Raw genomic sequence first — 14,391 nt, forward strand, 5'->3', positions numbered from 1 at the left:
GTGTGCACCAGGTCGTGTGCCCCGGGGACGGGCCGGTATTCCTCACTGTGCGGGGCTGCGGGGCGGCAGCCGCCGTGTGATCCGGTCGAACAGGTCCGTCAGCGGCTCGCCGATGTCCTGGCCGAACTCGGTCAGCCCGTAGGTGACCTGGGGCGGTGTCGTGGGCTCGACCTGCCGCCAGATCAGGCCGTCCTTGACCAGGGCGCGCAGGGTCGACGCGAGCATCTTCTCGCTGACGCCGTGGATGCTGTCGCGCAGCTCGTAGAACCGCAGGTCGTTGCTCCGCAAGGAGATCAGCACCCAGATGCCCCACCTGCTGGTGACGTGGTCGACCATGTCGCGGGCGGGGCAGTCGGTGTGAAACACCTCATAGCGGCGGCCCGTCCCGGCCTGTGCCAACTGCGCGCCTTCGCTCATGTCCGGAGCTTACCTCTGGGTATGTTCTTACGGAAAGTAAGTCCGGCTCCTAGCGTCAACTCCCGTCAAGCACAACGGACGAGGAGCTGAACATGATCGTGGTGACCGGGGCTACCGGGAATATCGGCCGGCCTTTGACGCAGGCCCTGGCCGAGGCGGGCGAGCAGGTGACGGCGGTGTCGCGGCACGCGGCGGCGGTGCCGGAGGGGGTGCCGGAGGGGGTGCGGCACGTGGTGGCCGACCTGGCCGATCCGGCAAGCCTCGCCCCGGCGTTCACGGGGGCGAAGGCGCTGTTCCTCCTGCTGTCCGGCGACCTGCACGCCCCCGGGGCCGGGCCGGGCGACCTCATCGGCCTGGCCGCGGCCGGCGGGGTCCGCCGGGTCGTGCTGCTGTCCTCGCAAGGGGTGGCGACCAGGCCGCTGGGTGCGACGCGGGTCGCGATGCGTGCGCTGGAGGACACGCTGCGCGGATCCGGCCTCGACTGGGCCGTCCTGCGGCCGGGCGGCTTCGCCTCCAACGCCCTGGGCTGGGCGGAGTCGGTGCGTACGCAAGGGATGGTGGCCGCGCCCTTCGGCGACGTCGGGGTGCCGGTCGTCGACCCTGCCGACATCGCCGAGGTCGCGGCGGCCTGCCTGCTGGAGGACCGGCACACCGGCGGGGTGTACACGCTGACCGGGCCGCAGGTGATCACGCCGCGTCAGCAGGCGCAGGCGATCGGCGCCGCGCTGGGCTCGCCCGTAGGGTTCCGTGAGCTCACCCGCGAGGAGGCCAGGGCCACGATGACCCGGTTCGTGCCGGCGGAACTCGCCGACGACACCCTGGACATCATCTCCGCCCCGAACCCGGCCGAACTGCGGATCAGCCCGGACGTGCAACGCGTCCTGGGCCGGGCGCCGCGTTCCTTCGACGACTGGGTCGAGCGCAATATCGCCGCTTTCCGCTGAATCGCCGCTTTCCGCTGAGCGGGCGGGCCCTGAGTCATTGCTGCCCCGCCGGCTGCTGCGGGTCCGGCGATGACTCAGGTCAATGACTCAGATCCAGATCCAGATCCAGGTCCAGGTCCAGGTCCAGGTCCAGGTCCAGGTCCACGGCCGCCGGCGCCCCTCTCGCGTCCCTCGGTCACTGCGGCGGCCATCAACGCCACGAGATTGTCGGTCCAGCAGTCGGACTCTTTCGTCGCCACCTCGACACCGCATCCAGCGCACACGAGGTTGGGGCCGTCCTGGCCGTCGGGCCCGCAGCAACCACTGACACGCTGCGGGTCAGGGTGCAACGCCGTCCCAGGAACATCGTCCGGGTGCAGGATCAAAAGGCCGCCGCCGGAGTCGGCCTTGAAGGTTCCCCGAGCCATCCGGGGCGGAGCGCCCCCGTAGCCCGGCGGCGGCTCGGACCCCCGCGGTGGTTCCCCCGGCACCACTTCGCCGGTCACCGGCTGCCGGCAGTGGGCACAGCGGAAGATGGTCATGCGGCCATTGTCCCGCAGGCCCGCGTGTGGGCCGCCGTCCGCGCTCGGCGAGGCCGGGCAGATCAGGCGGCGAGCCCCAGTACCAGCGCTCCGGCGACCGGTGCCGCGTACACCAGGGGGAAGGGGTTGTGGCCGTACCAGCGCGCCCGCACGACGGTGACGAGGGCCCCGGCGAAGTACAGCACCAGGCCGGCCCCGGCCGCCACGCCCACCACCGGCACGAACAGCCCGGCCGCCAGGCCGAGCGCGCCCGCCGCCTTGGCCGCGCCCAGCCACGGCAGCCACGTCGTCGGGATGCCGTAGTCGGCCATGGGCTTGACCACCCAGGGGGCGCGCAGGAACACCGACAGGGCCGAGAAACCCGTCATGGCGGCGGCGGCAAGGGTGACGACGAGATGGGCGGTGGACATCACAGGGCTCCTCAGCAGGCGGACACCGGCAGGGAAACCCCGCGCCGGCCGGGCCCGTCGGGCCCCTCACCGCTATGACGGGCCCCGCCGCGCGAGTGTGACCGGCGGGAGACAGCGACTTTCACCGCATGCCTGCCACCGCGTGTCTGCCATCGCGTGTCTGCCACCGCAGGTCTGCACCGTATGCCTGCCACCGCAGGTCTGCGCTGGTGAATCTTCGTTACCGGGGCTCGGGCTCGAAGGCCCGGGCGACGGCGAGGCTGTCCTCGTAGACGTGGTGACGGGTGATCAGGCCGTCCTCGACGGTCAGGTGCAGGGCGAACCGTGCGCAGTAGGCGCGCCCGGTCGGCCGGGCCGTCTGGCGGATCTCGCCGAGTACGACCGCGTCGTTGCCGTCGATGAGGATGCGCTCGACCTCGGTCGCCGCCTGCTGCGGGATGTGGTGCTCGGCCAGCTCACGGTAGTGGGCGGCCGCGTCCGCGCGGGTGGATCGGTGCCGGATCCAGGGCGTGGCCTCGGAGTGGTGCTCGGACTGCGGCCAGTCCAGTTTCCAGTCGCCCCGCGCGTACAGCGCGCTGATGTGCTCGGGGTCGCCCTCGCTGATCCGGCGCAGCAGTTCCTCGACCACGGTGCGCGTGCGGGCGGCTGCGGCTTCAGACATGGCGGACATCTCCCCCTTCGGTGGCTCCGCGCCCCGTCGGCGTGGAGAGGACGCCGATCCTGCCGGGTGCGGGCGGGCCGGGGCGATTACCCGCGAGGTAAGGCACGCCCCGGCCCGCCGGGGGCACCCCGGGTGTCCCTCGGAGGGGAGGAAGGCCGGGCGGGGGTCAGCGGGCGGAGGGGGCGAAGGGGGTGGCCTGTTTCCCCTCGATCCTGACCCGGTAGGCCTCTTCCTCGCCGTCGGTGTCGATGAGGTGCACCAGCGTCCAGAAGTCGCCTTCCCGGCCGTCGTGCAGGCGCAGCCTCCCCTCCCCCGCCAGGAAGATCGCGTACGCGGTCGCGTCGTCCCGCGCGGTGAGGGTGGCGTGCCACGCCTGGTGGCCCTCGGGCGGGGTCAGGTCGGCCGCTGCCTGGTACTCGACGTCCTGGTACTCGACGTCGTCGGCGATCACGGTGATGATCTCGTCGGTGCTCATGAGGCCATGGTCGCCCGCGGGCCGGGGGTCCACCACTTCCGCGCCGCGGCGGCGCCGCCACGGCCGCCGCGGGCATCCCAGCGCGCTGCTCAGTCGCGGTCGACGTGCTCCCTGACGATCTTGCGGCTGACCGCGTCGATGTCGTAGGTCGTCTTGTTCCAGTCCTTGGTCGTCACGACGTCGACGGACCACACCAGCGTGCCCGCCTTGTCGGAGTCCTCCAGTTCCACGGAGGTGACGGTGCCCTTGGTCTTGTCGGTGGCGGTCTGCGCGGCCTGCTGGGCGCTCACCTTGGCCTTGCCGAGCCGGTCCGCGAGCTCGCGCTTGTCGTCGGCGTCCTCGTCGGACTTGGCGCGCGCCTTGTCCGCCTTGCCGGTGACCGCGTCGACGTCGACGGTGTGGGCGGCGCCGTCGGCCGTGGCCACCTCGGTCTCCCACACGGGCTTGTCCGGCGTGCCCTTGAGCTCGACCGAGACCGGCTTGGACTTGTCCACCGCCGCCACCGCGGCGTCCAGGGCCTTGTCGTAGCCGACCTTGGCCTTGGGGACGAGTTCCTTGCGCTCGGCCTGGTCCTCGGTGAGGGTGGCGCCGCTCGCGGTCGTCGGCGCCGAGGTCGGGGCCTTGGAGGTCCCGGCCGCGCCGGTCTTCGCGCCGTCGTCGCCGTCGTCGTTGCCGCAGCCCGTGAGCAGCGCCGCCGCGACGGCGGCCGCACACACCAGACCGGCGCCCCGCGGGGCCATCTGCCGCCGGTGTCCGGGAGCGCAACCATTCCTTTTAGTGATCATATGGGCACGTTAAGGGAGATACCGGTGCGGCGCATGGACAGAGGGCGGCGAGGGCGACGGACTGTCCGCACGCCGTGTCCGCGCGGCGAGCTGCCCGGGGTCTCAGGCCAGGGCGGCGACTCCGATGCCCAGGGCGATGAACAGCCAGCCGGTGGTCAGCTCCCAGCGGTGGCGGGCCCCGGGCCGGGCGAGCAGGGCCCGCAGCCGTGCGGCGGCGCCGACGAGGGCGAACCAGTAGAGGACGCCGATGAGGACGTCCAGGGTGCCCAGGAGAAAGATCCGCCGGGTCGGTGAGCCGCCGCCCTGGACGAACTGCGGCAGGACGCTGAGGAAGAACAGGGCCGCTTTGGGGTTGAGTACGTTGGTGAGCAGGCCCTGGGTGAAGGCGGAGCGGCGGTGGTCCGTGCCCGCCGTACCGGCCGTACCGGCAGGTTCCAGATCCGGGTCCGGGTCCGGGTCCGGGTCCGGGTCCGGGTCCGGGCAGGGTCCGTGCGGTTGGGGGCGCTCGGCCCCCTGGGGGTGCTGCTGCGCCCGTCGGCGGGCGGTGCGCCGGGCCGTGCGTACCGCCCGTACGCCCAGGAACACCAGGTAGGCCGCCCCGAGCAGTTTGACCGCCGCGTACACCGGCGGGGAGTGGGCGGCGATCGCTGAGAGGCCGACGGCGGCGGCGAGCATGTGCACGCACAGCCCGGTCTGCGCGCCCAGCGCCGCCGACCGCCCCTTGGCGGGATCCTCGGCCGCCGCTCTCACCACCACCAGGAAGTCCGGGCCGGGGACCAGATAGGCCACCAGCACCACGCCGAGGAAACCGAGAAGGTCGACCGACATCCGTGCTCCCTTGCTCCGCCCTGGCCATGATCCGTCCTGGCCATGGAAGTGGAGTACCCGCCGACGCCGCGGGCAGGCAGTTGGACTCGGGAACGGCAGCGGCGGCTCAGCCCTTGCTGGTGAGGGTGACGTGCTGGCGCTGGGCGGCGTGGAAGTGGGGCAGCGGCAGGCCGCCGGCGGAGCGCAGTTCCATCAGGATGACCTCCACCCACGCCCTGCCGGGAGTCACCGAACCCGGCGTGAGCTTGCCGGAGTTCTGCCAGCGGCGCTCGGCGCCGTCGCACACCGCGCGGCTGCCGTTCAGGGACTGCTTGATGCGGGGGTCGCGCTGGCTGACCGAGGCGGCGACGAACACCGGCCCGGTGGCGTTGGTGCACCGGTAGGTGCCGGACAGGGTGACGGTGCTGTTCTTGGAGATCGTGCCGGCGGGGTCGGCGGTGACCCTCTCACCGACACCGGCGGTGGCCGGAACGGCCGGGACACACAGCACGGCCGCCGTGCAGAGCGCGGCACCGAGGACGGGGCGTACGGGCATGGAATGCCTCCCAGTTCATTTCGGGCGGGTGGCTTCCACTGATATGGCAGGGTGCTGCGGGAGGGCGCGACCGTCACCCCATCTGCGGCGCGTCATCCCTCCGCATGGACAGGTGCCCGCAATCGGCGTTCAGGCCTGAAGGCGAGGCGGCCAGGTGCGGGCTGCCGCCGTGGACCGGCTGCCCGCTGCTTCAGCCGACGTCGTCGGGCTCGATCGGAGATCCCTGTTCGGCGTGGAGGCGGGATTCCAGGTCGGTGGCCCACTGAAGGGCCCAGGCACGCAGCTCCTGGATCTGTCCCTCGTCCAGCCCGTAGTCAGCAAAGTTCTCGTCGTCCCACCATTCGGCGCCGACGAGACGGTCTCGGAGATCACCGAGGTTGAACTCGACGCGTGCGTGGCGCCGACCCAGGACTTCCAGGTCGGCGGTTGTGCGGTGCTGGGAGGCTGCATGGACGTCGATGAGGTCGCGGACCGCGCCGCGGTCGGCCATAGCGCGGACCTTGGTGCCGATGACGTCGTCGAAGGCGAGGACCGGGCCGTGCTCGGTGGTGGTGGGCGGGGACCAGAACGCCTCTTTGAGCACGTCGACCTCGCATTCCTCGCCGGTGGCCGTTTCGAGGACTACGAGCCGGCCGGAAAGCGGGTCGGTAGCGATCTGCCGCACGCCCCAGCCTCGTGTCATGAGGCCTTCGCTGAGCGTACGGATGATCTCGTCCATGGGGGCGGGGTTCTCGGTGGCCACGTCGAGATCCTGGCTGAGGCGGTTGATCAGACCATGAGCCTGGACGGCATAGCCGCCGGTGATGACCAGGGGGTAGGGCGTGCCGATGGCGAGAACATCGGCCAGAAGCCGGCGGTGCAGGTCGCTCAGGTTCATGCGGCAGTTGGCCCGGCAGCAACCAGCACCGGGAAGGCGTCTTCCCACACCTCGCGGATCGAGCGGCTGATCAGGGTGCGCAGCACCGGCCACTGCCGCAGCAGCAGATCGTGGTTGAGGAAGCTGATCAGATCCTCACGCTGCCCTTCGGCCAGAACGGTGCGGTACAGGCCCATCCTGGCGCGGGGACGGTCCACGTCGAAGGAGCGCCGGCCGGACCAGGCCACGTGCAGCGGCAGATCGACGGTGCCGTGCGCGGGACCCGTCAGGTCTTCCAGGCGCACGGGCAGGCGCTTGGTGTACCGCTCGCGCAGAACCTCGGCGGCGTTCGGTACCGGAGCAGTTGGAGGGGTGGTGGCCATGGCACCAATTATTGCTTGCCGGGCCGAGCCAGTCACGGCCTCCACAAATGTCCCAGGGCCCGGCCGGGCGGGGTGGCTCAGCCTGTTGCTGTCTTGCGGTAGGGGCGGAAGAAGGTGCGCAGTTCCTGGGCGTACAGTTCGGGTTCCTCGAAGGCGGCGAAGTGGCCGCCGTGCTCGGGTTCGCTGAAGTGGACGAGGTTGGTCATGCGCTCCAGCCAGGCCCGGGGCGGGCGGACGATGTCGCCGCGGAACAGGGAGAATCCCGAGGGCACCTCGACGCGGCGGGTGAGCTGCTCGGGCGCGATCGCGGCGTTCGCGCGGTACATGCGCATCGAGGAGCCGATCGTCGACGTGAGCCAGTAGATCATCACGTTGGTGAGGATCTCGTCCTTGGTGTAGCCGCGTTCGATGTCGCCGCCGCAGTCGCTCCAGGACTGCATCTTCTCCACGATCCACGCCGCCAGGCCCGCGGGTGAGTCGGTGAGCCCGGTGGCGGCGGTCTGGGGTTTGGTGCGGTGCACGGCGGCGTAGGCGCCTTCCTGCGCGCTCCAGGCGGTGACCTCGTCGAACCAGGCGCGCTCTTCGGGCGAGAGCTCGGCGCGGTCACCGGCGAAGTAGGGCAGGCCGCCGTCGGTGCGGTGGACGGCCACCACCCGCTCGGGGTGGTCAAGGGCGAGGTAGCGGCTCACATGGCTGCCGATGTCCCCGCCCGCCGCGCCGAACTTCTCGTAGCCCAGGGCGCTCATGAGCTGGGCCCACAGGCCGGCGACGGCGATGGAGTCGGGTGCGGGGCCGGTGGGGCGGTCGGAGTAGCCGAAGCCCGGCACGTCGGGCACGACCACGTCGAAGGCGTCGGCGGGGTCCGCGCCGTGCGCGCCGGGGTCGGTGAGCAGCGGGATGACCTTGGAGTAGCGCCAGAAGGAGTCGGGCCAGCCGTGGGTGAGGACCAGCGGCAGCACGGGCCCGGTGGGGGCGACGGCGCGGGCGTGCACGAAGTGGATTCCCGCGCCGCCCAGTTGGGTGCGGAAGCGGGGCAGGCGGCCAAGGGCCGCCTCCTGCGCCCGCCAGTCGAAGCCGTCCGCCCAGTAGGCGAGCAGTTCCTTCAGGTAGGCGGTGTCGGTGCCCATCGTCCAGCCGGCGTCCTCGGGCACGTCCGGCCAGCGGGTCGCGCGCAGCCGCGCGCGCAGGTCCTCCAGCTCCGCGGGCTTGGCCTGCGGGGTGAACGGCTCCAGGTGAGACGGTGCGTCCGGCATGGCAGGCATGCTAGCGCGGTGGCGCCCGGCCGGCCTGTGCCGGGGGTGCGGCTCCGCCAGGGCGAAGGGGCGCGGGGGTGTCAGGGCGGTGTCAGCGCCGGGTCAGGGGCCCGGTGCAGACTCTTACCTGTGACCGGGAGACGAAAAGCCCCCGGGAGCTGGGAGAGGTGCCCGGAGTGGCTTATCGGGGACCGAGGTTCGCTTCAGTCGGGTGCAAGCCCACGCAGGTTCGAATCCTGCCCTCTCCGCCGCCACCGCCCCTGCCCGGCGGCGCCCTCCGGGAGCCGGGCCGGGCCAAGGCACAGGCGTACAGCCCGAGTTGAGCGGCTCCTGAGCCGTGCACCTCACTAAAGTCGAGGGCGGCCCGTCCACCGTGTTGCGGTGGGGCGGGCCGTTTCGCCTGCGCCGCCGCATCCGGTGTGCGCCGCCCCCGCGCAGGCGGTGGCGCCCGGCCTTCCGGGAGCCACCGGCCCGGCGGGGCCTCACCAGCGTACGGGCAGCTCGCGTACGCCTCTGATGAGCATGCCGGGCAGCCAGTGAAGGCCGTCCGGGTCGGTGTCGGCGGCGATGCCGGGGCAGCGGGTGAGCAGGGAGCGCAGGGCGATGCGGCCCTCCAGGCGGGCCAGCGGTGCGCCCAGGCAGTAGTGCAGGCCGTGGCCGAAGGCGATGTGGCCGCGGGTGTCGCGGCGGATGTCGAAGCGGTCCGGGGCCGGGAAGTGCGTTTCGTCGCGGCTCGCGTCGCTCAGGACGATGCGTACGGTGGAACCGGCCGGGATCAGTACGCCGCCCAGCTCGATGTCGGTGAGGGCCAGGCGTTCGGGGGCGCTCTCCACCGGGCCCTCGTAGCGCAGCATTTCCTCCACCGCTCCCTCGACCAGGCTCAGGTCGGCGCGCAGCAGGTCCAGTTGGCCGGGGTGGGCGAACAGGGCGCGCAGGCCGTTGCTGATCTGGTTGACCACGGTCTCGTGGCCGGCGATGAGCAGCAGGCTGCACATGCCGGTCAGTTCGTCGGGTGCGAGGCGGTCGCCGTCCTCGTCGAAGGTGTGGATCAGTGCGCTGAGCCAGTCCTCGCCGGGTTCGGCGCGCTTGTCCTGGACCAGGCGGGGCAGGTAGGCGGCCTGTTCGGCGTAGGCGGCGCTCTGGGCGCCGGGGCTGGTGGGGGCGAGGATCTCGTTGGACCAGCGGCGGAAGGCGGCGCGGTCCAGTTCGGGTACGCCGAGCAGTTCGCAGATGACGGTGATGGCCAGGGGGAAGGCGAAGGCGGCAACGAAGTCGGCGCTGCGGGCACCGTTCGCCGTCATCTCCTCCAGGAGGGTGTCGGTGATCTGCTGCACGCGCGGGGCCAGGGCCTGGATGCGGCGGGGGGTGAACTCCCGGGACACCAGGCGGCGCAGGCGGGTGTGGTCGGGCGGGTCGGCCATCGACATATGGGCCAGGCTCGGGTCGTCGGGGGCGACGCTGATGATCTGCTCAAGGCGGCCCTGGCCGCGCCAGTCCCGGCTGAGCCGGGCGTCGGTGTAGGCGGCACGGCAGGCCTGAAGGCCAAGGACGAGGTAGACCTCGGGGCCCTGTGGGGTGCGGACGCGGTGGACGGGGCCCTTGGCGCGCAGGGCGGCGTAGACGGGGTGGGGGTCGCGGACGAAGTCGGGGCTGAGCTGCAACAGGTCGGTGGTGGTGGCGGTGCCGGCGCGCATGCGTGGGGGTCCCTTTCGCCTGGGTGTCCGGCCTCGTACCCGGCCGGATGGGGTGGTGCCCGGTGCTCGGTGGTACGCGGTGCTCGGTGGTACGCGGGGTTCGGTGGTACGCGGGGTTCGGTGGTACGCGGGGTTCGGTGGTGCCCGGTGCTCAGTGATGCGCGGGGTTCGGTGGTGCCCGGTGCTCAGTGATGCGCGGGCATGCGTGTGGCGCGGCACCGATGAGTCCGCCGCCGCACACGGCGGAGGGCATCGGCGCCGCGCCACCCGCGGCCCCGAGCCGGGCGGCGGAGGCCCGCGCACCCCCTGACCGGGCGCGCGGACGTCCGCCGACTGCGGCTGTTACTCCTACTGCTACTGCTCCTGCTACTCCTGTTACCAGGTGACCATGAGCCCCTCGATGCCGTAGACCAGGCTCTTCTGGCGGAAGGTCAGCTCGTCGATGTCGCCCGCCAGGCGCAGGCCGGGGTAGCGGTTGAAGAGGGCGGGGATGGCTATCTCGACCTCGCGGCGGGCCAGGGACGCGCCCGCGCACAGGTGGGTGCCGAACCCGAAGGCGACGTGCCGGTTCTCGCCGCGGTCCAGGTCGAAGCGCTCGGGGTCGGGGAAGGCCTTGTCGTCGTGGTTGGCGGAGGGGATGGCAAGGACCGCCAGGTCGCCGACGGACATCTGCACGCCGGAGAACTCCATGTCCTCGTCCACCACGCGCAGGATGTTGTCCTGGGAGACCGACCAGAACCGCAGCGACTCCTCGACGAAGGCGGTGATGCGCTCGGGCTCCTGGGCCAGCTTCACCCGGATGTCGGGGTTGGTCATCAGGGTGAGGGAGCTGAGTGTGATCTGGCTGGTGGTGGTCTCGAAGCCGGAGACGAGGATGAAGCGCACCATCGGCAAAAGGTCCTTGCGGTCCAGCTCGCCGGTCAGCACCCGGTCCACCAGCAGGCGGCTGATCAGGTCGTCCTTGGGCTCGCGCTCCTTTTCCTCGATGAGCCGGGTGAGGTAGTCGTTCATGTCGCTGAAGGCGGCCCACGACTTGGTGGGGTCGTCCAGGCTCAGGCAGTCACGGCTCTGCTGGGCGAAGACGCGGTAGTCCTGCGGCGGCACGCCCAGGAGTTCGGCGATCACCTGGGTGGGCAGGGCGAGACAGAACTCGGAGTACAGGTCCAGCGGGCGCGGCAGTGTCTCCAGGCGGTCCAGGAGCTGCTCGACCAGGGCCTCGATACGCGGACGCCACTCCTTGATCCGCTTGGCGGTGAACTCCGTCATCATCATGTGCCGCAGCCGGCCGTGCTCGGGCTCGTCCTTGCGCCAGAAGGAGTTCAGGTCGTGGCCGGAGGGCAGTTCGGTGCGGGCTCGGCCCATCTTGTTGTCGTCCGAGCTGAAACGCGGGTCGTTCATGGCCTGGCGGACGTCGGCGTAGCTGGTGAGCAGCCAGGCCCAGCCACCGTCGGGCATGTCCACCTTGACCGGGCCCTGCTCGCGCAGTTCGGCGTACTGGGCGGGCGGGGCCATCGGGCACTGGCGGGCCATCGGATAGGCGGGGTTCGCCATGATCACACGTCCTCGATACGTAGCAGGTCCTGGGGTGAGCCGACCCTACGAAGGGCCTCTGACGCAGGGCTGACTTGTGACTCAGGGATGGCATGGGCGCCCCCGGGGCCACCCCCGGGGCCTCGTTTTGTCCTCAAGTACCCCTTGAGTCACCTCTGTCACATTGAGTGGTGGTGCCGCCCGGGGCGCTGCCTCACCTGCCTCGACAAGGTGCCCTGCGGCGCCTGAAGCCCGCCCCGCCGGTGCCCTGGCGCACCATCACGGCCGGCGCGCCGCTCCCCCGGCGCGCCGGCCCGCTCCCCCTCTGCTCGCCCCTTCCCCACACCTGGTAGGTCACCATGCCCTTTGTCACGGCCAAGGACGGCACCCAGCTCCACTACGAGGACTGGGGAGAGGGCCGGCCCGTGGTGCTGCTCTGCTCGGCCACCATGAACTCGCGCATGTGGGAGTTCCAGGCCCCCTACCTGGCCGGGCGGGGGCTGCGCTGCATCCTGCCCGACCGGCGCGGCTTCGGCCGCTCGGAGCGGCCCTGGAACGGCTACGACTACGACACCCTGGCCGACGACCTGGCCGCCCTCCTTGACCACTTGGGGCTGTCGCAGGCCACCTTGGTGGGCTATGCGATCGGCGGCGGCGAGGCGGTGCGCTATCTGGCCCGGCACGGCTCGGCGCGGGTGGCCCGCCTGGCCCTGGTGGGTGCCACCACTCCCTTCCTGCTGCGCGGCCCCGACAACCCCGACGGCCTGGACACCGCCGTCCTGGAGCAGGTGCTCACCGCCATGCGAACCGACCGCGCCCGGTGCGCGGCGCAGATCGCCGGCCCCTTCTTCGGCGGCCCCGGCGCCGGCGTGGACTCCCTGGAGCTGTCGCCGGAGCTGGTGCACTGGATCATCCAGATGGCCCTGGACGGTTCCCCACGCGCCTCGATGGAGATCACCCGCACCCTGTTCACCGAGGACCTGCGCGCCGACGTGCGCGGCGTCGGCGTACCGACGCTGATCGTCCACGGCGACAACGACCTCAGCGCGCCGCTGGAGTTGTGTGCCCGCCGCACCGCGGAACTGATCCCCCACAGCCGTCTGGAGGTGTACGAGGGCGCCGCGCACGGCCTGTTCGCCACTCACCGCGAGCGTCTGAACGCCCAGCTCCTTGAGTTCGCCCGCGGCAACTAGGCGCGGGCCGAGGCCGCCCCCAGCGACGACGCCGCGCCCGCGCCCCCGTTCATCGGGTGGTGCGGGCGCGGCGTCGTCGGTGTGCGGCCGGGCGGCGGGGTCAGTCGATGCCGCGCACGATGTGCGGCTCGGCCGCCACGGCCGCCTCGTCGTCCGCTCCGGCGAGCCGCAACGGCGGGGCCGTGGGCGGGATGTGGTGGAACACCCTGCTGTACTCCTGCGGGTCATCGTGCACCGGGTCCTCCCGTCACCGAGGTCCGCCGGGAGCGGGCCCAAGGGGTTCGATCCGACCACCGTGCCCGAGCGCGCTCCAGATCCGGTGGAGAGGGCCTTGAGGACAACTGGGGAAACCGCCTCGGTGGCCGGGGCGGGGCCGGGAGTGGGGAAGACTGGGCGGCACGCGGCCACCGCCGGAGACAGCGGCCACCGCCGGAGACAGCACCGCCCCGGGAGGCAGACGCGGCCACCCGGCAGACAGACGGAGGCAAGGGGGGCCGGGCATGCGAGCGGCCGCCCCTGTGGTGCCAGGGACGGCCGGGCCGGTGAAGGCTGGTGCTTGCCGTACGGGAGAGGTGTTTGAGGAGGGGACCGGGAGGGGCTCCCCGCGCCGACCGGATCGCGGTTGAGGCGCGGGGAAGCCATTCCGAGACGGGCGGCCTGCGCGTAACGGGAGTGGGATCACCGGTGTTTCCGGCTTCCGTCCCGTTGCGTGGTGTTCCCGCCTGTCTCTGTCCCGTGCACGGTGGGTGATTCTCACTGTGCTGGCACCGGCCGGAGTTCTGATGGACTGCGGCTGGAGCCGGGCCGGTGTGTGCCCGCCCGGCTCAGCCGGTGCTCTCGGAGGGGACGGGGGTGTGAAAGCCGCGCTGGTACCACAGCAGCGGCGGGGCGGTGGCACTGCTGGTGCGGATCTCCAGCGGGGTGCCGAGGAGCAGGTCGTGGTCGCCCGCGCGGATGACGTCCACCGCGCGGCAGCGCAGCAGCACCTTGGCGCCGGGCAGATACGGCAGTCCGGCCTGCCCGGCGCCGTCCTGCCAGGCGGCGAAGTCGCCGTCGGCGAAGCGGTCCACGCCGCGGGCGGCGAAGCGCTGGGCGAGGTGGCGGTGGCGGGCGTCCAGGACGTTGATGACGAACTCGTGCGCCTGGGACATGGGAGTGTGGCAGCTTGAGGTCAAAGCGATGCCGACCATGACCAGGGGCGGTTCGAGGGAGACCGAGGAGACCGAGCTGGCGGTGAAGCCCCAGCGCCGGCCGGTGTCGTCGACGGTGGTGACCACGGAGACGGGGGCGGCAAGCAGCGCCATCGCGTCCTTGAACGCCTGGGCGTCCGCCACGGCGGGTGTCTGCTCCTGAACTGGGCTCATGGGGGCGGTGCTCCTTCGTCTTGAGGGACCGGCGGGCTCGGCGGGGCGGGCACTGGAGACGATGGCAAGAACGGCTCAAGAGGTGCTCGAGAACGCCGAGAGCAGGCCCTGCACCGGGCGGCGGGTCAAGTGGGTGTCGAGTCGCGGGCGGCAGGATGAAAGGGGTAGGCACAGTGCCGACCGGAACACGTAAGGAGCTGCACATGGCGGTCAAGGAGCCGGTCATGTCCGAGGGCGAGATCCTCGGCTGGCTCGCGGAAAGGCTGGGCACCCACGTGTCCGTGCCGGTAGCGCAGATCAGTCCTGACGTCCCGTACGCCGAGTACGGCCTTGACTCCGTCGCGGCCCTGGGACTGTTCGGCGACATCGAGGAGAAGTTCGGGCTCGTCCTGGACCCGATCGTGGCCCTGGAGCACGAGACGCTCACGCAGATGGCCGCGTACGTGGCCGTGGAACAGCCCGAGGCTGTCCGTAGCTGACCGTGCCGCAGGCGGCGGGCGGGGCCGGACTCAACAGTCCGGCCCCGCCCGCTGTCTGTGTGC

The 14,391-nt window shown here is 71.7% G+C and carries 17 protein-coding genes and 1 tRNA gene; 4 read left to right on the plus strand and 14 right to left on the minus strand.

Annotated elements, in window-relative coordinates:
* Window positions 1–42: 42 nt before the first annotated feature.
* A complete protein-coding gene (locus IG78_RS0121690) occupies window positions 43–417 on the minus strand; it encodes a winged helix-turn-helix transcriptional regulator (RefSeq protein WP_030565735.1) in 375 nt (124 codons plus the stop codon).
* 92 nt (window positions 418–509) lie between these two features.
* Here IG78_RS0121690 and IG78_RS0121695 point away from each other — a divergent pair, with 92 nt between their 5' ends.
* Window positions 510–1,361, plus strand: a complete 852-nt coding sequence (locus tag IG78_RS0121695) for an NAD(P)H-binding protein (RefSeq protein WP_030565737.1) — start codon at window positions 510–512, stop codon at window positions 1,359–1,361.
* A 583-nt stretch (window positions 1,362–1,944) separates the two neighbouring features.
* Here the strand turns inward: IG78_RS0121695 and IG78_RS0121700 are convergent.
* The 9 genes from IG78_RS0121700 to IG78_RS0121740 form a co-directional block, all read right to left on the minus strand.
* Entirely contained in the window at window positions 1,945–2,292 is a 348-nt protein-coding gene (locus IG78_RS0121700; protein ID WP_030565739.1) for a DoxX family protein, read from the minus strand.
* Window positions 2,293–2,512: 220 nt separating this feature from the next.
* On the minus strand, window positions 2,513–2,953 hold the full coding sequence (locus IG78_RS0121705) for a nuclear transport factor 2 family protein (RefSeq protein ID WP_030565741.1): 441 nt from the start codon (window positions 2,951–2,953) through the stop codon (window positions 2,513–2,515).
* 166 nt (window positions 2,954–3,119) lie between these two features.
* Complete coding sequence (locus tag IG78_RS0121710) at window positions 3,120–3,428, minus strand: hypothetical protein (RefSeq protein WP_157855845.1); 309 nt, start codon at window positions 3,426–3,428, stop codon at window positions 3,120–3,122.
* 89 nt (window positions 3,429–3,517) lie between these two features.
* Window positions 3,518–4,168: a PepSY domain-containing protein gene (locus IG78_RS0121715; protein ID WP_030565745.1), complete on the minus strand. Its 651-nt coding sequence runs from the start codon at window positions 4,166–4,168 to the stop codon at window positions 3,518–3,520.
* A gap of 147 nt (window positions 4,169–4,315) precedes the next feature.
* Complete coding sequence (locus IG78_RS0121720) at window positions 4,316–5,041, minus strand: LysE family translocator (protein ID WP_030565747.1); 726 nt, start codon at window positions 5,039–5,041, stop codon at window positions 4,316–4,318.
* A 106-nt stretch (window positions 5,042–5,147) separates the two neighbouring features.
* Entirely contained in the window at window positions 5,148–5,576 is a 429-nt protein-coding gene (locus IG78_RS0121725; protein ID WP_030565749.1) for a DUF6299 family protein, read from the minus strand.
* A 190-nt stretch (window positions 5,577–5,766) separates the two neighbouring features.
* Window positions 5,767–6,453: a nucleotidyl transferase AbiEii/AbiGii toxin family protein gene (locus IG78_RS0121730; RefSeq protein WP_030565751.1), complete on the minus strand. Its 687-nt coding sequence runs from the start codon at window positions 6,451–6,453 to the stop codon at window positions 5,767–5,769.
* Window positions 6,450–6,815 carry a hypothetical protein gene (locus IG78_RS0121735; protein ID WP_030565753.1) on the minus strand — a complete coding sequence of 122 codons (366 nt, stop codon included), beginning with the start codon at window positions 6,813–6,815 and terminating at the stop codon, window positions 6,450–6,452. The genes IG78_RS0121730 and IG78_RS0121735 overlap by 4 nt, the downstream gene beginning before the upstream one ends.
* A gap of 77 nt (window positions 6,816–6,892) precedes the next feature.
* The gene (locus tag IG78_RS0121740; RefSeq protein WP_030565754.1) at window positions 6,893–8,068 is read right to left on the minus strand and encodes an epoxide hydrolase family protein; all 1,176 of its coding nucleotides are present in this window, start codon (window positions 8,066–8,068) and stop codon (window positions 6,893–6,895) included.
* A gap of 161 nt (window positions 8,069–8,229) precedes the next feature.
* Here IG78_RS0121740 and IG78_RS49335 point away from each other — a divergent pair.
* Window positions 8,230–8,316, plus strand: a tRNA-OTHER gene (locus IG78_RS49335).
* Between the two features lie 234 nt (window positions 8,317–8,550).
* Here IG78_RS49335 and IG78_RS0121745 read toward each other — a convergent pair.
* Together IG78_RS0121745 and IG78_RS0121750 are read right to left on the minus strand one after the other, a co-directional pair.
* On the minus strand, window positions 8,551–9,762 hold the full coding sequence (locus IG78_RS0121745; protein ID WP_030565756.1) for a cytochrome P450 family protein: 1,212 nt from the start codon (window positions 9,760–9,762) through the stop codon (window positions 8,551–8,553).
* Between the two features lie 375 nt (window positions 9,763–10,137).
* Window positions 10,138–11,313 carry a cytochrome P450 gene (locus tag IG78_RS0121750; protein WP_030565758.1) on the minus strand — a complete coding sequence of 392 codons (1,176 nt, stop codon included), beginning with the start codon at window positions 11,311–11,313 and terminating at the stop codon, window positions 10,138–10,140.
* A gap of 338 nt (window positions 11,314–11,651) precedes the next feature.
* On the opposite strand from IG78_RS0121750, the gene IG78_RS0121755 reads away from it, so the two are divergent.
* Complete coding sequence (locus IG78_RS0121755) at window positions 11,652–12,485, plus strand: alpha/beta fold hydrolase (RefSeq protein WP_030565760.1); 834 nt, start codon at window positions 11,652–11,654, stop codon at window positions 12,483–12,485.
* A 100-nt stretch (window positions 12,486–12,585) separates the two neighbouring features.
* On the opposite strand, the gene IG78_RS52185 is transcribed toward IG78_RS0121755, so the two are convergent.
* Together IG78_RS52185 and IG78_RS0121765 are read right to left on the minus strand one after the other, a co-directional pair.
* The gene (locus IG78_RS52185) at window positions 12,586–12,720 is read right to left on the minus strand and encodes a hypothetical protein (protein ID WP_263972727.1); all 135 of its coding nucleotides are present in this window, start codon (window positions 12,718–12,720) and stop codon (window positions 12,586–12,588) included.
* A gap of 589 nt (window positions 12,721–13,309) precedes the next feature.
* Window positions 13,310–13,849, minus strand: a complete 540-nt coding sequence (locus IG78_RS0121765; protein WP_051852826.1) for a flavin reductase family protein — start codon at window positions 13,847–13,849, stop codon at window positions 13,310–13,312.
* A gap of 203 nt (window positions 13,850–14,052) precedes the next feature.
* Between IG78_RS0121765 and IG78_RS0121770 the strand changes: the two genes are divergently transcribed.
* On the plus strand, window positions 14,053–14,328 hold the full coding sequence (locus tag IG78_RS0121770; RefSeq protein WP_030565763.1) for an acyl carrier protein: 276 nt from the start codon (window positions 14,053–14,055) through the stop codon (window positions 14,326–14,328).
* Window positions 14,329–14,391: the final 63 nt, after the last annotated feature.

Origin of the sequence: Streptomyces aureocirculatus (genome assembly GCF_000720475.1) — a bacterium.
Lineage (GTDB): Bacteria > Actinomycetota > Actinomycetes > Streptomycetales > Streptomycetaceae > Streptomyces > Streptomyces aureocirculatus.